This is a genomic window from Pararhizobium sp. LjRoot238, assembly GCF_964252955.1.
GTDB lineage: Bacteria > Pseudomonadota > Alphaproteobacteria > Rhizobiales > Rhizobiaceae > Pararhizobium.
Genome location: NZ_CAXUPP020000001.1, coordinates 54730 through 71873, shown reverse-complemented (window position 1 = coordinate 71873; position 17144 = coordinate 54730). Strand labels below are relative to the sequence as shown.

The following is a 17144-nucleotide window of genomic DNA, read 5'->3' as shown; positions in this document are numbered from 1 at the left end:
ATGACCATGACCGTGAAATCCGACGACGCCGTTCTCACCGACGACGTACAGGGAATGAGCTATCTCAACCGCCTGCCGCGCAGGATCGTGGTGGTTTATCTGCCGATGGCGGTATTCGTCTTCGTCCTGCTCTTTCCGTTCTACTGGATGGCGATCACCGCGGTGAAGCCGAATTCGCAGTTGACCGACTATACGAATTACAGCCCCTTCTGGGTGGTCGGGCCGACGCTCGATCATATCAAGTACCTGCTGTTCGAGACCTCCTATCCCGGCTGGCTGTGGAACACGATGCTGGTGGCGACCTGCTCGACGTTCCTGTCGCTGGCGGCGTCCGTCTTTGCGGCCTACGCGATCGAGCGGGTGCGGTTTTCGGGCTCGCGGCCGGTCGGCCTGATGATCTTTCTCGCCTATCTCGTGCCGCCTTCGATCCTGTTCATTCCATTAGCCTTCATCGTCTTCAAGTTCGGCATCTATGATTCCAGGCTGGCGCTGATCTTCACCTATCCGACCTTCCTCATTCCCTTCTGCACCTGGCTGTTGATGGGCTATTTCCGGTCGATCCCGTTCGAGCTCGAGGAGAGCGCGCTGGTGGATGGCGCGACGCGCTGGCAGATCCTGATCAAGATCATCCTGCCGCTCGCCGTCCCCGGACTGATCTCGGCCGGTATCTTTGCCTTCACGCTTTCCTGGAACGAGTTCATCTATGCGCTGACCTTCATCCAGTCTTCGGAAAACAAGACCGTGCCCGTGGGGGTGCTGACGGAACTGGTCCGCGGCGACGTGTTCGAATGGGGAGCGCTGATGGCCGGCGCGCTGTTCGGCTCGCTGCCGGTGGTGATCCTCTATTCGTTCTTCGTCGATTATTACGTGTCGTCCATGACCGGGGCGGTGAAGGAATGAGTGCCCGTTTCAGGCGATAGCGCGTTCAATCATGGTCGTGATCGTGATGCGACGGTAGCTCGAGGCCGAAGGTCTTGACGAGATCGGCCACCTGCGCCGGGCTGAGATAACGGGGGTTGAGGTTGCGCAGCAGCAGATAGAGTTTTGCCGTCTCCTCCAACTCCTCGGTCGCGAACACCGCCGCCTCCAGACTGTCGCCGGCGACCACCGGCCCGTGATTGGCCAGAAGCACCGACGAATATTTTCCCGCCAGCCCGCGGATCGCGTCGGCGACTGCCGGATCGCCGGGACGGTAATAGGGCACCAGCGCGGTCTCGCCGGCGCGCATGAGATAATAGGGCGTCATCGGCGGCAGGGCGGCGCGCGGATCGATCTCCGGCAGCATGGTCAGCGCGACCGCGTGGGTGGAGTGAAGATGGACAATGGCGCGGGCGCTGCCGCGTGTATCGTAGAGCGCCGTGTGAAGCGGAATTTCCTTGGTCGGCTTGTCGCCGGACAGGAGCCGGCCTCTAGCATCGAGCCTTGAGATGCGGGCCGGGTCGAGGAAGCCGAGCGAGGCGTTGGTCGGCGTCACCAGCCAGCCGCCATCCTCCAGCCGCAGCGAGATATTGCCTGACGAACCGGGCGTCAGCCCGCGTTCGAACAGCGAGCGGCCGTAGCGGCAGATTTCCTCACGCAGGCGCGCGTCGGACATGACAGTTCCTCCAGTATCAGAGCGGTTCAGTTTCCACAGTACATACAATTGCCTTTTCACCCCCCTCTGCCCTGTCGGGCATCTCCCCCTCAAGGGGGGGATTGGCGTGGGGCGTGCCTCTTGCTCCCCATCTCCCCCTTGAGGGGGAGATGTCACGAAGTGACAGAGGGGGGTATTCCCAAAACTGTCGTGCAGTGTTCGGTTTCCGTTGGAACCGCTCGATCTTTGTTCTAGGCGGTTGCCCCTTCGATCAGTTCGAACCCCAGATCGACGACCTGGGGTGGCGCATTGGTGACGACAAGCTGTGCCGCCACCTGTCCGGTTGCCACGCGCGGCGTGCGGATGGTCGAGAGCGGCTGCGGCGTTGCCCGGCCGATATCGAGGCCGTTATAGCCGAAAATGGCAAGCTCAGAGGGGATCGAAATCCCCCGCGCCAGACAGTGAAAATAACCGCCCAGCGCCATGTCGTCGTTCGAGAAATAAACCGCGTCGAGATCGGGGGTTCGGGCAAGCAGCCGCTCCAGCCCCAGCCTGCCGTTCTCCACGGATGATGCGCCCGCGAGAATTTCGCGGCCGGCGAGGGGGGCGTCGCCCGCGCCGAGCGTTTCGCAAAAGCCGGAAAAGCGCTTGCCGGCGCGGGTATCGCGGTTCAGGTCGTGGCCGACATAGCCGATCCGGCGATAACCCCGCTTGAGCAGGAACGCGGCACTTTCGCGTCCGGCCGCACGGTTCGAGAAACCGACCGCCATATCGAGAGCATCACCGTCCAGATCGAGCAGTTCCACGATCCGGCACCCGCTTGCGCGCAGCATTTTCACGGTGCCGCCGGTGTGCTCGTATCCCGCAAGCATGACTGCCGCCGGCCGCCAGGCGAGCATCGCGGCGGCAAGCGCTTCCTCCTTCTCAGGGTCATAGTCGGTGACGGAGAAAACCGCCTGATACCGGTTTTCCTCCAGAATGGCGCTGGCGCCTCGGAGCACATCGGGAAAGACGATGTTGGACAATGAGGGAATGACGAAGGCAACGAGACGCGAAGCGGTGGAGGCGAGCGTTCCCGCGATCCGGTTCGGCACATAGCCGAGCCGCTCGACAGCCGCCATCACCCGGTCCCGCGTCTTGCCGGAAAACGAGCCGTGATTGCGCAGCACGCGCGAAACCGTGCTCTCGCCGACGCCGGCCGCATCTGCGACCTCGGCAAGCGTTACTGTCGCCTGATGTTTGAATTCCATCGTCACTTTTGAATCCAGCTCTCGGGCGGCTGCCTCGGTGGCGGCATGTCCACTCGATGACCAACCGCGCCGTCACCATTTTTCACCGCTCTCCTCAAGAAGCAAGGTTTTTTTGGCAGCGCTACCAATTTACTGTTGGCAGCGCTGCCAAAATGGACTAAAGAAAATGGCAGCGCTGCCATTATTGGCCCGGCGCGCCGCGGAAGGAGATCGCGGTAAACCCTTGGAGGAGAAATCATGACGCTGCAAACGCAGGCGCCAGTCGATGGCGTGTACCCCGCACAGGCGGTGGAAGACCGTGCCTATGGCAAGGTATTCTGGAGAATCGTTCCTTTTTTGATGCTCTGCTACGTGGTCGCCTATCTCGACCGCGTCAATGTCGGATTCGCGAAGCTGCAGATGTCGAGCGAACTCGGCCTCTCGGAAGCGGCCTATGGCATCGGCGCAGGCATTTTCTTCATCGGGTATTTTCTGTTTGAAGTGCCGAGCAACGTCATCATGAACAAGGTTGGCGCGCGGGTGTGGATCGCCCGTATCATGGTCACCTGGGGCATCATTTCCGCCGCGTTCATGTTCACCTCGTCGGAAACCGCCTTCTATGTCCTGCGTTTCCTGCTGGGCGTTGCGGAAGCCGGATTTTTCCCCGGCATCATTCTATACCTGACGTCCTGGTATCCGGCGCACCGCCGCGCCAAGATCATCACCATCTTCATGTCGGCGATCCCGATTTCCGCCATTTTCGGCAATCCTCTTTCGGGCCTCTTGATGGACAGCTTCCACGGCACGCACGGTCTTTCCGGCTGGCAGTGGATGTTCCTCATCGAAGCCATTCCGGCCATCCTGTTCGGCGTCGCCACGTTCTTCTACCTCGATGATACGATCCGTGCGGCGAAATGGCTGGACGAAGACGAAAAGCGCGTGCTGACGGCCAATATCGAGGCGGAGAACCGGGCCAAGGTCTCGAGCCCCCACAGCATTGCCGGAACCCTGACGGACCGCCGCGTCTGGCTGATGTGCCTGATCTATTTCTGCTTCGTGCTCGGGCAATACGGCCTGAATTTCTGGATGCCGTCGATCGTGAAGGCCTCGGGCGTCACCGGAAACTTGAATATCGGCCTGATTTCCGCGATCCCCTATATCTGCACCTTCGTCGCCATGCTGGCGCTCGGACGCTCCGCCGACCGGCTGCGCGAACGGCGGTGGCACCTTGTCATCCCCGCGCTCATCGCCGCCGGTGGTTTTGTCGCAGCAACGACGGCAACAAGCACGACGGTCTCGATCGTCTGCCTCTCGCTGGCCGCTGCGGGCGCCATCAGCTGCGCGCCGCTGTTCTGGTCGCTTCCGACGGCATTTCTCGCCGGTACGGGCGCTGCCGCCGGCATTGCCTGGATCAATTCGGTCGGAAACCTCGCCGGATTCCTCGGGCCGTTCCTGGTAGGCTATCTGAAGGATCTTACCGGCAGCAACAGCGCCGGCATGTATCTGCTGGCTGCTGCTCTGGTCATTGGTTCGCTGGCCGTGTTGACGGTTCCCCCGAAAACCGTCAATCGCTAAACCACAGCCCCTCCGGGACGGCCCCGGAGGGGCGCAGCCCTCACCTTACGAGACTGGAGAATATCGTCATGTCACCGCTTGCTGAAAACTCAGGCCCCGCCGCTGTCGCGGCCGTCATCGGTCTTGGTTCCATGGGGCTTGGAATGGCCCGGTCGATGAAGCGCGCAGGTCTCGACGTCGTCGGCTATGACATCACGCCTGCGGCGGTGGACCGCTTCATCGCCGACGGCGGACGTGGCGCAGCCACACCCGCCGGTGCGGCAAAGGACGCCGACATTGTCGTCTCCGTGGTCGTCAACGGCGCGCAGACCGAGGCCGTTCTGTTCGGCCCCCACGGCGTCGCGAGCACGATGAATCCCGGAGCCGTCTTCATCTCGTCGGCAACCATGGATCCCGCCGTCGCGCGCGATCTGGCACAACGGGTGGAGGCTCTCGGCCTGCATTATCTCGACGCGCCGATTTCCGGCGGCGCGGCCAAGGCGGCGCGCGGCGAACTGACGATCATGGCATCCGGCTCCAGACCGGCTTTCGACACAGCCCGCCCGGGTCTCGACGCCATGGCCGGCAAGGTCTACGAGCTCGGCGACGCGGCCGGAACTGGTGCTGCCTTCAAGATGATCAACCAGCTTCTCGCCGGCGTGCACATCGCGGCCGCCTGCGAGGCCATAACCTTTGCCGCAAAGCAGGGCCTCGATCTCGACAAGGTCTATGAAGTGATCACGGCCTCGGCCGGCAATTCGTGGATGTTCGAAAACCGCGTGCCGCACGTGCTGACGGGAGACTATACTCCGCTGAGCAGCATCGAGATTTTCGTCAAGGATCTTGGCATCGTCCAGGACATGGCCCGCTCGGAGCGCTATCCGGTGCCGCTCGCGGCCGCGGCCCTGCAGATGTATCTCGCCGCCTCCGGCGCCGGCATGGGCCGTGACGACGATTCCTCGCTCGCGCGCCTCTACGCCCAGCTCTCAGGCGCGGCATTGCCCGGTGCGGCAAAAGAGCCGCAGAAGCCGTAAGGGAACGCCAACATGCCCGTTTTCGCCGCCAACCTGACGATGATGTTCAACGAATGGCCGTTCCTCGACCGCTTCGACGCCGCGGCCGATGCCGGCTTTGCCGCCGTCGAATATCTCTTTCCCTATGAAGCCGCACCGGAGGCAATCGCCGAACGGCTCGCCCGCAACAATCTGCAGCAGGCGTTGTTCAACCTGCCGCCGGGCGACTGGGCAGCCGGCGAGCGCGGCATCGCGGCCCTTCCCGGAAGGTTCGAAGCGTTGAAGTCGGATGTGGAGAGGGCGCTGGACTATGCGGCAGCGACGGGCGTCGGGCGACTGCACCTGATGGCCGGCCTTGCCGATCCTCATGACAAGGATGCGGCCTCCTGTTACCGGCGCTCGGTCGCTTACGCCGCCGGGCGGCTCGCCGAAGAGGGCATCGACCTCCTGCTTGAGCCGATCAACGGGCGCAACATGCCGGGCTATTTCCTCAACGATTTCGGCGCGGCCGAGCGGCTTATTGCCGAACTCGGTCTGCCTAACCTTAAGCTCCAGTTCGACATCTATCATCGCCAGATCCTGCACGGTGACGTCGTCATGGCTTTGCGCCGCCTGTTGCCGATCATCGGCCACATCCAGATTGCCAGCGTGCCGTCACGCAACGAGCCGGACGGGGAGGAGTTGAACTATCCCTATCTGTTTAAGGAAATCGACCGGCTCGGTTACGGCGGCTTTGTCGGCTGCGAATACATCCCCCGGGGCCACACGCTGGACGGCCTCGACTGGTTCAGACCTTTTGCACGGAGCTAGCTGATGACCATCCTGCTTGGATCGATCGCCGACGATTATACCGGCGCGTCAGACCTTGCCAACACGCTGACCAAGAACGGCCTTCGCACCGTGCAGACGGTCGGCATTCCCGACCCGTCGCTGGCGCTGCCGGATGTCGACGCGGTCGTCGTCTCGCTGAAAATCCGCTCGGTCGCGGCCTCCGACGCCGTGACTGCGGCGACGCAAGCCGACCGATGGCTGCGCCAGCGCGGAGCGGCCCATGTGCTTTACAAGATCTGCTCGACCTTCGATTCCACCGATGCCGGCAATATCGGTCCGGTGACGGAGGCCCTGAGCGCCGCTGGCGGCGGCGGTTTGGTGCTGGTTACGCCCGCCTTTCCGGAAACGGGACGCACCGTCTATTTCGGCCATCTTTTTGTCGGCGGGCAACCACTGAACGAAAGTCCGCTCAAGGATCATCCCCTCAACCCGATGCATGATGCCAATCTGGTGCGGGTTCTCGCCCGGCAATCGCGCGGCGCCATCGGGCTCATCGATCTGGCGGCGGTCGCGGCCGGACCCGGCGCCGTCAAGGCGAGGCTCGATGCCCTGCGCACGGCAGGCGTCACTGCGGCCATCGCGGATGCGATCTTCGAACGGGATCTTGAAACGCTCGGCGAGATCGCGCTCGAAACTCCGGTTTCCACCGGCGCGTCGGGCCTCGGCCTCGGCCTTGCCCGCGCACTCGTCCGCTCCGGCCGGGCATCCTCCGGGGAGGCAACAACGGCGGACGCCATTCGCCCGGTGGGCGGGCTTTCCGCGATCGTTGCCGGCAGTTGCTCCAGAGCGACGCTCCGGCAGCTCGACGTCGCCGAACGCTCGATGCCCGTTCTGCGGCTCGACCCGGAAAAGCTGCTTGCCGGCCCCGACGAGATTTCCGCGGCGATTTCCTGGGCCGGTGACCGCATTTCCGCCGGCCCCGTCGTCGTCGCCGCGAGCGCGTCGCCGGAAACCGTTTCGCGGCTGCAATCGCAATACGGACGAGAGGCCTCGGGCCACGCGATCGAAACCGCGACGTCGATCATCGCCGGCGAACTGGTGGCACGAGGCGTGCGGCGCCTGGTCGTCGCCGGCGGCGAAACCTCGGGTGCCGCGGTCGACAGGCTTGCCATTCCCGCATTTCTGATCGGCCCCGAGATCGCACCCGGCGTGCCGGTGCTGCGCACGGTCGGCAATGCGCAGGGCGACATGCTTCTGGCGCTGAAATCCGGAAACTTCGGCGGCGAGGATTTCTTCACCGCCGCGCTGGCGATGATGCACTGACGGGGCAGGGCAGCCGGACGACCGGCGAGGGTCTGGGGAAAGGGCATTCTCGTCCGGCCTGAGAAGATCGCTGCCTCTTGCTCCGTCATCCGACCCAGACGCAATCGCTGCCGACACAATTCTCCAGCATCCGGGAGCATGGATCCTCGGGTCAAGCCCGAGGATGACGGAGGAGAGGGGTTTGGCACAAAAACGCGCAAGCCGCCGATGTGAGGAGGTTGTTGAAGTGGTTATTGCCGCTACCTCCCCCCAAGGTCGTCATCCTCGGGCTTGACCCGAGGATCCATTCCCAAACCTACCAAAGCTCATAATACAAATCCCGCCAGTCCGGATTCATCGCCTCGATCAATTCGATCTTCCACTGCCGATACCATCGCTTGAGTGATTTCTCGCGCTGGATCGCCGTGCCGATCGATCCGTGCTCCTCGTACCAGACGAGTTGCCTGCAGCCATATTTAGCGGTGAACCCGGGCGTCGTGCCTTCACGATGCTGGAAGATGCGGCGTTCGAGATCGGAGGTCACGCCGATGTAAAGCGTTCCTCGCTTGTGATTGGTGAGGATGTAGACATAGCCCGCAATGGCCGAATGATGCTTGCGCGTGGATCCTCGGGGCAAGCCCGAGGATGACGGAGGGGAGGGATGCTGGCGGCGGAAACATGGGTCCGGGGTGCCTGGCTGCTACCCCCAAGGTCGTCATCCTCGGGCTTGACCCGAGGATCCACTCCCGAGCATCATGTGCCATGCTGTCCCGCAGCATCCGGCACCACCCGCCATCCCCTGATCCACAGATCGCGCAAGCCGTCGCCTTCGCCGCGAAAATGGCTGTCCGTCACGTCGCAATGTTCCACCCGGTCGGCACGGAAATTGCGGATGGCGGTGCGCAGTTCGCACCAGGCGACCACCACGGCGGTCGCCGAATAGTAGATCAGCGCCAGCGGCCGGATCGTGCGCGTGCTCGCCCGGCCGAATTCGTCGCGATAGTTGACGAGCAGTTTCTGCTCGTCGCGGATCGCCCGGCGCACCATGGCGAGGTCGAGCCCCGAGGGCGGCGGCGCGATGGTGCCCCAGGCGTGCAGCGCGTTGGAGCGCATCGCTTGCCTAAGCGGCGCGGGCATGGCGCCGGCGATCTTCTGGTTGACGCGTTTGGCGGCGTCCTTCAATTCCTCGTCGCCGGTGCGCGCCAGAAGGGCCAAAGCCAGCACGATCGCCTCCGTCTCCTCGATCGAAAACATCAGTGGCGGCAGGTCGAAGCCGGGCCTGAGGATATAGCCGATGCCGCGCCCGCCCTCGATCGGCACCCGCATCGCCTGAAGCGCTGCGATGTCGCGGTAGATCGAGCGGACGGTCACTTCCAGATTTTCGGCGATCTGCGCAGCAGTCACCGGCTTTGTCGCCAGCCGCAGGATCTGGATGATCTCGAACAGTCGCGATGCCTTGCGCATGGGCCACCTTTTCCTCATCAGGCGAAACGCTCCTGACAGAACCTTGTCAGTTGGATCGCGCTATACCACGTCCTCAAGTGTTTGAAAAACAAACACTGCGCTCATTACGCACATCTCTTGATAGACGGACAACTGACATGACCTACGCGGAAAATCTCTGGCTTTTCTTCACCCTCCTTTTCGGCATCATCATCGTTCCCGGCATGGACATGGTCTTCGTCATGGCCAATGCGCTGACGGGCGGCCGGGCGTCGGGCCTGACGGCGACGGCGGGCATCATGGCAGGCGGTGTCTTCCATACGCTCTATGCTGCGCTCGGCGTCGGTCTGCTCCTGCATATGGTGCCGCAACTCTTCAACGTGCTGCTCCTGCTCGGTGCCGCCTATATCGCCTGGATCGGCGTTTCTCTCGTGAGAAGCAGCATCGCCATCGCCTCCGTCGAACCGGGCGCCCGGCGGTCGCTCTGGACGAGTTTTCGCCGCGGCGCCTTGACGAGCATCCTCAATCCCAAGGCCTACCTGTTCATGCTGGCGGTCTATCCGCAGTTTCTGAAGCCGCAGTTCGGTCCCCTGTGGTCTCAGGCGCTGATCATGGCGATCATGATCTCGGTCACCCAATTGGCGGTCTATGGCGGCCTCGCGCTTGCCGCCGGGCGCAGCCGCGACATGCTGGTCGCCAGCCCGCGTGCGACGGCCCTGGTCGGTAAATCCGTTGGCCTGGTGCTGATCGTCGTGGCAATGCTGACCGCCTGGCAGGGCTGGACGTCCGTTGCCTAAGCGATAAATCTTGAGTAAAAAACTCCTGTTAATTCAGGTTGTTGCAGCAGGCCGTAATAAACTCGCTCTCAAAAAAATGTTACTTCCTTCGTGAACGCAAAATGCAATCATGCCGGCGCATTGACAGGAATGGCCGCGTCGGAAACTGCCGCGGCCTCGTCGGACCAGGAGAATTTCATGAAACTGAGAACCGTGTTTATTGCCATTGCGATCGCCGGCTGCGGCATGACCGCCGTGATGGCGGCAGACGAGCCGCAGGTGGTCCGTCAGGGCCTGATGAAGGGGGTCGGGCAATCGATGGGCGCGCTTGTCGCCATCGCCAAGGGTGAAAAACCCTATGACGGCGCTGTGGTCACGGCGTCGCTGACGATGATCAGTAAAAACGTCAAGGCCTTCCCCGATCAGTTCCCGGCCGGATCCGAAACCGGAATGGAATCGGAAGCCAGCCCGAAAATCTGGGACAGCATGGCCGACTTCAAGGCCAAGGCCGCCAAGCTTGGCACCGATGTCGATGCGACGCTCGCCCAGCTTCCCGCAGACCAGGCCGCTGTCGGCGCAGCACTCGGTGTCATCGGCAAGAATTGCGGCGGCTGTCATGAGACCTACCGCCTCAAGAAGTGAGACGGCGGGTCGCATCCCCCAGAATATGTAATCCTTTGGCGCGCCGGGTCTGAGCCTGGCGCGCCAAAAGTGTTTTCCGGATAAGGCAGAGGGCGGGGCTTATGGGCGCGCGGGTTCGAAAACTGATGTCGGCGGTGATCTTCCTCGGCGTTGTTGTCGGCGGCGGCGCCTGGTTCGTTGCCAAGCCCGAGCCTTGGCCGGCCGGCCATTGGGAAGGCCTCGGCGAGCCGGATCTTGCCAGCGGCGAGCAGGTCTTCTGGGCCGGCGGCTGCGCCAGCTGTCATGCGGCGCCGAAATCGGAAGGCGAGGCCAAGATGGTACTGACCGGCGGGCTGCCGCTGAAGAGCCCGTTCGGCACCTTCCATGTTCCCAATATCTCCCCGGATGAGACGGCCGGTATCGGCAGCTGGACGCTCGCCGATTTCGGCAATGCGATGGCGCGCGGCGTCGGGAGCAACGGCGAACATCTCTATCCGTCCTTTCCCTACGGCTCCTATGCCCGGCTGACGCCCAAGGATATCAACGACCTCTGGGGTTTCCTGAAAACCCTGCCGAAAAGCGCCAATGTCGCCCCGCCGCATGAGCTGCCGTTTCCCTACAATATCCGGCTGTCGCTCGGCGGCTGGAAGCTCCTGTTCTTGACAGACAAGCCGCGCGTGACCGTCGATACAAGCAATCCGAAGCTCGCCCGCGGCCAATATCTCGTCGAAGGCCCCGGCCATTGCGGCGAATGCCACACCCCGCGCAACGCCCTCGGCGGCTTCGAGACCGACCAGTGGCTGGCGGGTGCGCCAAACCCGGAAGGCAAGGGCCGCATCCCAAACATCACGCCCGGCTCCAAGAGCATCGGCGGATGGAGTGAAAGCGATATCGTCAACTACCTCGAAACCGGCTTCACACCCGATTTCGACTCGGTCGGCGGCTCGATGGTCGAAGTGCAGAAGAACATGGCCAAACTGCCCGCAGGCGATCGCGAGGCGATCGCGGCGTATTTGAAAGCCGTGCCGGCGAGAGAGTAGGAATGCTTGCATTTTCTGCAAGCATAGTTATGATGCCGCGATGAACAGCAGACACAGGAAGACGCTCGTCGCAGTTTTCAAGGATCCTGTTTCAGGCACATTGGAATGGGCGGATATTGAGAGCCTGCTCGTCGCAGCCGGTTGTACCGTGATTGAAGGCAGCGGATCGCGCGTGAGGTTCTGTTTTGGCGCCGATGTGGAAAGTTTTCACCGGCCGCATCCGGCCAAGGAAGCAAAGAGATACCAAGTTCGAGCCGTCAGAGAATTCCTGCGTCGCATAGGAGTAACACCATGAATGTCCTGTCCTATAAGGGTTATTCAGCACGTATTGAGTTCGATGCGGAAGATGAGATTTTCTTTGGAAAACTGGCGGGCATCACTGACGGCATCGGCTTTCATGCCGATACGGTAGAAGACCTGAAGGCGGCATTTCATGAGGCGGTGGAAGACTATATCGAAACCTGCGCGAAGATCGGCAAGAACCCGCAGAAGCCCTATTCCGGCAAGATGATGTTCCGTGTCGATCCGGAAGTGCATGCCCAGGCAGCCAAGGCGGCGGAACTCTCCGGCAAAAGCCTCAATCAATGGGCGGCGGAGGTACTGGCAAAGGCCGCGTCGAAAGCGGCTTGAGCCGGCTTTGACGGTGCGCGTCGCTGCGGTTGATCTCGTGAAGCGCTGCGCGCGCGATGAATCCTGATCGTGTCAGCCCGTTCGCCTCGGCGAAACTGTCGATCTGTCGTAGAACATCTTCCGGCAGCGTCACGTTCACCCGCACCGCCTTCTTCGCGTCTGTCTTGAACCCGACGAGGATAGCGACACCTTGCCTATTGTCCGGGTCAGCCATCACCGCTTCGAGGCTGGAGGGTTCCACAATGGGAACTCCGTCCTCGATGAGGCCTTGGAGATGCAATGCCAGGGCCTCCTCTGCCATACGCCGTGCTTCGTCAAGATCGGCCCCCGCCGAAATCACGCATGGAAAATCGGGGAAAGACACGCCGTAGTCGCTGTCAGTATCCTTATGGATCAATCCGATGTAATGACGCATGGAGCTACCTCAGTTTTAGAGTCGGTCCGGAAAGTTATTCATTTTGAACAGAGCCTTCGCAGCATGAGGCGGATAGACGCCAGCTTGAGGAAGGCGAGCGCGTTGCGCGACAGATTTTCGAAATCCTTGGCCAGCCTGCGGCATCGACCCAGCCATGCGAACGTCCGTTCGACCACCCAGCGCCTCGGCAGAACCTCAAAACCCTTGGCGGTGTCGGAGCGCTTGACGATCGCGGTCGCAAGTCCTGGCATTGCCTTCTTTTGTCCCTTGGCGAAGACAGGCCCCTGATAGCCACCATCGGCGAACAGTTTCTTCAAGAACGGATAGCGCCCGAACAGCGTCTTCAGAACCAGCACGCCACCGTCGCGGTCCTGGATGTCGGCCGGATGAACCAGCGCATGCAGCAGAAGGCCTACCGTATCGACAAGGATATGGCGTTTCTTGCCTTTGATCTTTTTCCCCGCATCATACCCGCCCGGGTCAATGCAGCGCCCCCTTTTTCAGCGCCTTTGACGCTCTGGCTGTCCATGATTGCCGCCGTCGGACTGGCCTCGCGGCCCATCGCCTCACGGCATTTCACGTAGAGTTCCTCATGAATGCGGCCGAGCGTGCCGTCCCAGTTCCACAGGTCGAAATAGCTGAACAGCGTGCTCTTCGGCGGCAGGTCCTTCGGCACTGCCCGCCATTGGCAACCCGTGCTGAGAACATAAAGCAGGCCGTTGAGAACCTCCCGGACATCGACCTCACGCCTGCGACCGCCGTGCTTGGCAGGCGGAATCAAGGGTTCAGCCAGCGCCCATTCCGCATCCGTCAAATCGCTCGGATAGCGCAGACAATCTCGATTGTATTTCCCTCGGTTAGCCTTCGTCCACATCGCGTCCATGCCCTCATCGAATCAATTCAACTGCATGGAATCACAAACGATTCATATCATTCAACTTCTTTGTGGACCGACACTCAGGCCGGCTTGCTTTTCAATGCTTTTGAGCGTTCCGATAGGAATGTCGCGCTTGGGATGAGGGGACCGTAACGCGACCCGGCTTGTCCGCATGCTTGAACTGGACATGGCTGCCTTTTCTCGCCACCTCGAACCAGCCGTCTTTTCTTAGCGCGGTTGATAACATCGGAGCTCAGCATATGTTGATTTATACACATTGATGTGTATAAATCAACGCTGTTATTCTTGGGAGCGAGCTGCTGAACATGCTGGGCATCACATGCCGGTGCACGCAACATCACGCCAGCGTCTGCAGATAGCGCATGCCGGTCACTGGGCCTGGCGTAAAATTTTCCGATTCGTAGAAGCGGTGGGCCTGGAAATTGCCGGTGGCGGCGCTGACGGAGAGGTAGGTGGCGCCTGCCATGCGCGCCTGTTCGCGGGCCTTTCCGACGAGGTGGCGGCCGATGCCGGTGCCGCGATGGGCCGGGCGGACATAGAGATGGTGCAGTTCCATGCCACGCACACCCTGCAGGGCGCGGTAGAGCGGCACGAGGATGGCGTAGCCGATCAGTTCGCCGCCGGCTTCGGCAACCAGCGCGGTGATCCAGGGCATGCGGCCGAACAGGTCGCGCTCCAGATGTTCCGGCGTGACGGCAGCGGTGTCGCCGTGATGAGCGGCAAGCTCGGCAATCATTTCGCGGAGTTCGGCCAAGTCGCGGCTCCTGGCGGTGCGGATGGTCACCATCGGCGCGCGTGTGGCCGGATGGGCATGATGTGTCGGGATGGCGGTCTGCAGCATTTCGAGGCTCCTGAATGGCTTCCTGCCATCAGGTGCCGTCCAAAAACAAAAGCCGCCTGATGGCGGCCTGTTGAACGAGATCAGTCAGCCGCACCTATGGGAGCAGCGTAAAATACCAACGGGCGATGTTCGCGGTTCTGATCATGGGGGCAATGTCGTCTTTTCGGGAATTTTGTCAACCGGAAATCGCGGCAGAGTTAATTTTTACGGCCAAAACAAGATTCGCGGCCGCCATCTTTCAAGCAAAGAGCAGCCACATTCGCTGCCTACCGATCGTGATCAGCGACAGTGCGGTCCATTGAGGGATGACTAATATTCGTCATTCTTATCAATGGCTTGTTGTCGCTTCCAGATTCATCACGGGAGAACCCATCACATGCCGTTCACGCTCAGCCGCCGGTCTTTCATCATCGGCTCCAGTCTGCTTCTTCCCGCTGTCGGCCTTGCTGCCGGCACCGCCCTTTCCGCCGAAAACGACATCAATCAACAGCTTGCCGCGCTGGAAAAGCGCACCGGCGGCCGTCTCGGCGTTTCCGTCCTCGACACCACTACCAACGTTTCCTTCGGCCATCGGCAGGACGAGCGTTTCGCCATGTGCTCGACCTTCAAGGCGCTTGCCGCCGCCTTTGTGCTGGCGCGTGTCGACAAGGGCGAGGAGAAACTCGACCGGCGCATCGCCGTTGCGAAGGCAGACCTCCTTTCCCATTCGCCGATCGCCGAAAAACATATCGCCGACGGTATGACGGTCGGCGAGCTTTGCGACGCCGCCGTCACCTACAGCGACAATGCCGCCGCCAACATCCTTCTCGCAAGTTTTGGCGGGCCGGAGGGGCTGACGGCCTGGCTGCGCTCAATCGGCGACGAGACGACCCGGCTCGATCGGACGGAACCTGCGCTCAACGAGGCGAAGGTGGGTGATCCGCGCGACACTACGACACCCGCGGCGATAATGCGGACGCTTGGGCGATTGCTGTTTGAGGATGTGCTCTCGCCATCATCCCGCGATCAGTTCTCCGCCTGGCTCGTCGCCAACACGACGGGCGGCCGGCGGTTGAGGGCAGGGCTTCCCGCCAACTGGACGATCGGCGAGAAGACCGGCACCAGCGGTCATGGGGAAGCGGGCGATGTCGGCTTCATGCGGCCTCGCGAGGGGCACACCATCCTGGCGTCCGTCTATATCGCCGAAGCGACGAAGCCGGTGAAGGAACTCGAGCCTATCTTCGCCGAGGTCGGCAAATTGATCGCCGGGATGGCGTGACCGGCCAGCGGACGGCGATTTTCCCTTCCTGGAGATGCCAAGGGTGAATTGCGAAAGGATTTCAGTTTTACGTTCCGCAGAACGTCCTCAACACTTCCTCGGACGGCACTGGTGGCGCGGCATAGGCTGCGAAGCGCGGCTGATCCTCATAGGGTTTCGCAAGCACCGAAAGAAGCGCCTCGAACAGCGAGAAATCGCCGTCGTCTTCGGCCGCGCGGATGGCTTGCTCGATCCGGTGATTGCGCGGAATGAAAGCCGGGTTGACCAGCCGCATCGCCTGCGCCCTTTCGCGCGGCGTCTCCGCCTCGCGCGACAGGCGGGCACGCCATTCGGCAAGCCAGGATGCGATCGCCGCCGGATCGCGGAACGTGGCCGCAAAGGCGTCCTGTGCGGCGTCGCTTTCCGCAACATCGGCAAGCCGCCGGAAGGTCAGGGTGAAATCCGCCTGTCCCTCCTTCATCAGCATCAGCAGGCCCTGGACGAGATCGAGATCGCCGTTTTCTTCAGCGATGAGGCCGATCTTGGCATTCATGCCTGTGAGCCAATGGTTCTGGAAGCGTGGGCCATAGCCGGCGATCACGTCGTTGGCGAGATTGACGGCTTCGGAGGGCTCCGGGTCGAACAGCGGCAGCAGCGTTTCGGCCAGCCGCGCCAGGTTCCACTGGCCGATCGCCGGCTGGCTCGCATAGGCATAGCGCCCGCCCTGGTCGATCGAGGAGAACACTTTGGCCGGGTCGTAGGCATCGAGGAAGGCGCAGGGGCCGAAATCGATGGTCTCGCCGGAAATCGCGCAATTGTCGGTGTTCATGACACCGTGGATGAAGCCGACACAAAGCCAGCGGGCAATCAGCGCCGCTTGGCCGCCGGCCACAGTCTCAAGCAGCGCCAGATAGGGGCGCTGATGTCCCTTGATCTGCGGATAGTGCCTGTCGATCACATAGTCCGCCAACGTCTTGACGCCTTCCGCATCGCCGCGCGCGGCGAAAAACTGGAAGGTGCCGACGCGGATATGGCTCGCTGCCACGCGGGTGAAAACGGCGCCGGGCAGGACCCGCTCGCGATAGACCGGCTCGCCGGTAACGACGGCCGCCAGCGCCCGGGTGGCGGGAATGCCGAGCGCATGCATGGCCTCGCTGACGATATATTCGCGCAGCACCGGCCCGAGTGCCGCGCGCCCGTCGCCTCGGCGGGAGTAGGGCGTCTTGCCGGCGCCCTTCAACTGGATGTCGCGGCGCACGCCGTTCCTGTCGATCACCTCGCCAAGCAGGATAGCCCGCCCGTCGCCGAGCAGCGGCACGAACTGGCCGAACTGATGCCCGGCATAGGCCATGCCGAGCGGCTCGGCACCTTCCGGAACGCTGTTGCCGGAAAAGATCAGGGCGCCATTCCGCTCAAGCGCATCGGCATCTAGGCCAAGCTCTTCAGCCAGCGGCCGGTTGAACTTGATCAGCCACGGCTCCGCCACCGGCGTCGGATTGGCGCGGGCGAAGAAATGCTCCGGCAGCCGCGCATAGCTGTTGTCGAATGGGATCGGCGCAATCGCGGCGGTTCTCCCGGATTTCGCTTGGCTATGGTCCATGCTGTCCTGATCTCCACCGAATACCGTGTCCGTCAGCGGATTGCGCATGATATCGCATCCGCAAACTATCGGTGAGCCGGATATCGTGCGTGCGGGCTTGCATTGCAAGGCCTTGGTTTTCCGCCGCTGTTCGATGGGATCATGCCGGTGTCCCTGAATGTTCAGGGCTTGAGCGTTGGCCTCACGCCGAGGTTATGCATC

The 17144-nt window shown here is 62.1% G+C and carries 19 protein-coding genes and 1 pseudogene; 11 read left to right on the top strand and 9 right to left on the bottom strand.

What is annotated here, in order from left to right:
* Complete coding sequence (locus ACSQ3F_RS00425; RefSeq protein ID WP_436098392.1) at positions 1-900, top strand: carbohydrate ABC transporter permease; 900 nt, start codon at positions 1-3, stop codon at positions 898-900.
* A gap of 25 nt (positions 901-925) precedes the next feature.
* Here ACSQ3F_RS00425 and otnC read toward each other — a convergent pair whose 3' ends face one another.
* Both otnC and ACSQ3F_RS00415 read right to left on the bottom strand, forming a co-directional pair.
* A complete protein-coding gene (gene otnC / locus ACSQ3F_RS00420) occupies positions 926-1594 on the bottom strand; it encodes a 3-oxo-tetronate 4-phosphate decarboxylase (protein ID WP_436098391.1) in 669 nt (222 codons plus the stop codon).
* Positions 1595-1824: 230 nt separating this feature from the next.
* On the bottom strand, positions 1825-2823 hold the full coding sequence (locus ACSQ3F_RS00415) for a LacI family DNA-binding transcriptional regulator (RefSeq protein ID WP_436101999.1): 999 nt from the start codon (positions 2821-2823) through the stop codon (positions 1825-1827).
* Between the two features lie 237 nt (positions 2824-3060).
* Between ACSQ3F_RS00415 and ACSQ3F_RS00410 the strand changes: the two genes are divergently transcribed.
* The 4 genes from ACSQ3F_RS00410 (at position 3061) to otnK (ending at position 7463) form a co-directional block, all read left to right on the top strand.
* Positions 3061-4377, top strand: a complete 1317-nt coding sequence (locus tag ACSQ3F_RS00410; protein ID WP_436098390.1) for an MFS transporter — start codon at positions 3061-3063, stop codon at positions 4375-4377.
* Between the two features lie 68 nt (positions 4378-4445).
* Positions 4446-5390, top strand: a complete 945-nt coding sequence (ltnD, locus tag ACSQ3F_RS00405) for an L-threonate dehydrogenase (protein ID WP_436098389.1) — start codon at positions 4446-4448, stop codon at positions 5388-5390.
* Positions 5391-5402: 12 nt separating this feature from the next.
* Entirely contained in the window at positions 5403-6179 is a 777-nt protein-coding gene (otnI, locus tag ACSQ3F_RS00400; RefSeq protein WP_436098388.1) for a 2-oxo-tetronate isomerase, read from the top strand.
* Positions 6180-6182: 3 nt separating this feature from the next.
* The gene (otnK, locus tag ACSQ3F_RS00395; RefSeq protein ID WP_436098387.1) at positions 6183-7463 is read left to right on the top strand and encodes a 3-oxo-tetronate kinase; all 1281 of its coding nucleotides are present in this window, start codon (positions 6183-6185) and stop codon (positions 7461-7463) included.
* Positions 7464-7758: 295 nt separating this feature from the next.
* Here the strand turns inward: otnK and ACSQ3F_RS00390 are convergent, their stop codons facing one another.
* On the bottom strand, positions 7759-8043 hold the full coding sequence (locus ACSQ3F_RS00390; protein ID WP_436101998.1) for a GIY-YIG nuclease family protein: 285 nt from the start codon (positions 8041-8043) through the stop codon (positions 7759-7761).
* Between the two features lie 152 nt (positions 8044-8195).
* A complete protein-coding gene (locus ACSQ3F_RS00385) occupies positions 8196-8906 on the bottom strand; it encodes a helix-turn-helix transcriptional regulator (RefSeq protein ID WP_436098386.1) in 711 nt (236 codons plus the stop codon).
* Between the two features lie 137 nt (positions 8907-9043).
* Between ACSQ3F_RS00385 and ACSQ3F_RS00380 the strand changes: the two genes are divergently transcribed.
* From ACSQ3F_RS00380 to ACSQ3F_RS00360, 5 genes are all read left to right on the top strand, one after another.
* Positions 9044-9682 (top strand): LysE family translocator, encoded by a 639-nt coding sequence (locus ACSQ3F_RS00380; protein WP_436098385.1) that lies wholly within the window; start codon positions 9044-9046, stop codon positions 9680-9682.
* 177 nt (positions 9683-9859) lie between these two features.
* Positions 9860-10303 (top strand): c-type cytochrome, encoded by a 444-nt coding sequence (locus ACSQ3F_RS00375; RefSeq protein WP_436098384.1) that lies wholly within the window; start codon positions 9860-9862, stop codon positions 10301-10303.
* A 101-nt stretch (positions 10304-10404) separates the two neighbouring features.
* Complete coding sequence (locus tag ACSQ3F_RS00370) at positions 10405-11322, top strand: c-type cytochrome (protein ID WP_436098383.1); 918 nt, start codon at positions 10405-10407, stop codon at positions 11320-11322.
* A gap of 40 nt (positions 11323-11362) precedes the next feature.
* Positions 11363-11617: a type II toxin-antitoxin system HicA family toxin gene (locus tag ACSQ3F_RS00365; protein ID WP_436098382.1), complete on the top strand. Its 255-nt coding sequence runs from the start codon at positions 11363-11365 to the stop codon at positions 11615-11617.
* Positions 11614-11952, top strand: coding sequence for a type II toxin-antitoxin system HicB family antitoxin (locus tag ACSQ3F_RS00360; RefSeq protein WP_436098381.1), 339 nt, complete (start codon positions 11614-11616; stop codon positions 11950-11952). Before ACSQ3F_RS00365 ends, ACSQ3F_RS00360 begins: the two co-directional genes overlap by 4 nt.
* Here ACSQ3F_RS00360 and ACSQ3F_RS00355 read toward each other — a convergent pair.
* The 4 genes and pseudogenes from ACSQ3F_RS00355 to ACSQ3F_RS00340 form a co-directional block, all read right to left on the bottom strand.
* A complete protein-coding gene (locus ACSQ3F_RS00355; protein WP_436098380.1) occupies positions 11900-12367 on the bottom strand; it encodes a type II toxin-antitoxin system HicB family antitoxin in 468 nt (155 codons plus the stop codon). The genes ACSQ3F_RS00360 and ACSQ3F_RS00355 overlap by 53 nt on opposite strands.
* Positions 12368-12405: 38 nt before the next feature.
* Positions 12406-13241 (bottom strand): IS5 family transposase gene (locus tag ACSQ3F_RS00350; RefSeq protein ID WP_436101997.1). Its coding sequence is split into 2 segments (ribosomal slippage): positions 12406-12830 and positions 12830-13241, totalling 837 coding nucleotides; the frame shifts between segments, so codons are not numbered across the junction.
* Positions 13242-13301: 60 nt separating this feature from the next.
* A pseudogene (locus tag ACSQ3F_RS00345) lies at positions 13302-13504 on the bottom strand (type II toxin-antitoxin system HicA family toxin).
* Between the two features lie 98 nt (positions 13505-13602).
* Positions 13603-14106, bottom strand: a complete 504-nt coding sequence (locus ACSQ3F_RS00340) for an N-acetyltransferase family protein (RefSeq protein ID WP_436098379.1) — start codon at positions 14104-14106, stop codon at positions 13603-13605.
* A 376-nt stretch (positions 14107-14482) separates the two neighbouring features.
* Here ACSQ3F_RS00340 and bla point away from each other — a divergent pair, with 376 nt between their 5' ends.
* Entirely contained in the window at positions 14483-15364 is an 882-nt protein-coding gene (gene bla / locus ACSQ3F_RS00335) for a class A beta-lactamase (protein ID WP_436098378.1), read from the top strand.
* A 67-nt stretch (positions 15365-15431) separates the two neighbouring features.
* On the opposite strand, the gene ACSQ3F_RS00330 is transcribed toward bla, so the two are convergent.
* The gene (locus ACSQ3F_RS00330) at positions 15432-16943 is read right to left on the bottom strand and encodes a protein adenylyltransferase SelO (protein ID WP_436101996.1); all 1512 of its coding nucleotides are present in this window, start codon (positions 16941-16943) and stop codon (positions 15432-15434) included.
* Between the last annotated feature and the right edge of the window lie 201 nt (positions 16944-17144).

Excerpts from the sequence above, each read along its gene's own strand:
- ACSQ3F_RS00425 (WP_436098392.1), top strand. The coding sequence starts at position 1 with ATGACCATGACCGTGAAATCCGACGACGCCGTTCTCACCGACGACGTA.
- otnC (WP_436098391.1), bottom strand. The coding sequence starts at position 1,594 with ATGTCCGACGCGCGCCTGCGTGAGGAAATCTGCCGCTACGGCCGCTCG.
- ACSQ3F_RS00415 (WP_436101999.1), bottom strand. The coding sequence starts at position 2,823 with ATGGAATTCAAACATCAGGCGACAGTAACGCTTGCCGAGGTCGCAGAT.
- ACSQ3F_RS00410 (WP_436098390.1), top strand. The coding sequence starts at position 3,061 with ATGACGCTGCAAACGCAGGCGCCAGTCGATGGCGTGTACCCCGCACAG.
- ltnD (WP_436098389.1), top strand. The coding sequence starts at position 4,446 with ATGTCACCGCTTGCTGAAAACTCAGGCCCCGCCGCTGTCGCGGCCGTC.
- otnI (WP_436098388.1), top strand. The coding sequence starts at position 5,403 with ATGCCCGTTTTCGCCGCCAACCTGACGATGATGTTCAACGAATGGCCG.
- otnK (WP_436098387.1), top strand. The coding sequence starts at position 6,183 with ATGACCATCCTGCTTGGATCGATCGCCGACGATTATACCGGCGCGTCA.
- ACSQ3F_RS00385 (WP_436098386.1), bottom strand. The coding sequence starts at position 8,906 with ATGCGCAAGGCATCGCGACTGTTCGAGATCATCCAGATCCTGCGGCTG.
- ACSQ3F_RS00380 (WP_436098385.1), top strand. The coding sequence starts at position 9,044 with ATGACCTACGCGGAAAATCTCTGGCTTTTCTTCACCCTCCTTTTCGGC.
- ACSQ3F_RS00375 (WP_436098384.1), top strand. The coding sequence starts at position 9,860 with ATGAAACTGAGAACCGTGTTTATTGCCATTGCGATCGCCGGCTGCGGC.
- ACSQ3F_RS00370 (WP_436098383.1), top strand. The coding sequence starts at position 10,405 with ATGGGCGCGCGGGTTCGAAAACTGATGTCGGCGGTGATCTTCCTCGGC.
- ACSQ3F_RS00365 (WP_436098382.1), top strand. The coding sequence starts at position 11,363 with ATGAACAGCAGACACAGGAAGACGCTCGTCGCAGTTTTCAAGGATCCT.
- ACSQ3F_RS00360 (WP_436098381.1), top strand. The coding sequence starts at position 11,614 with ATGAATGTCCTGTCCTATAAGGGTTATTCAGCACGTATTGAGTTCGAT.
- ACSQ3F_RS00355 (WP_436098380.1), bottom strand. The coding sequence starts at position 12,367 with ATGCGTCATTACATCGGATTGATCCATAAGGATACTGACAGCGACTAC.
- ACSQ3F_RS00340 (WP_436098379.1), bottom strand. The coding sequence starts at position 14,106 with ATGCTGCAGACCGCCATCCCGACACATCATGCCCATCCGGCCACACGC.
- bla (WP_436098378.1), top strand. The coding sequence starts at position 14,483 with ATGCCGTTCACGCTCAGCCGCCGGTCTTTCATCATCGGCTCCAGTCTG.
- ACSQ3F_RS00330 (WP_436101996.1), bottom strand. The coding sequence starts at position 16,943 with ATGGACCATAGCCAAGCGAAATCCGGGAGAACCGCCGCGATTGCGCCG.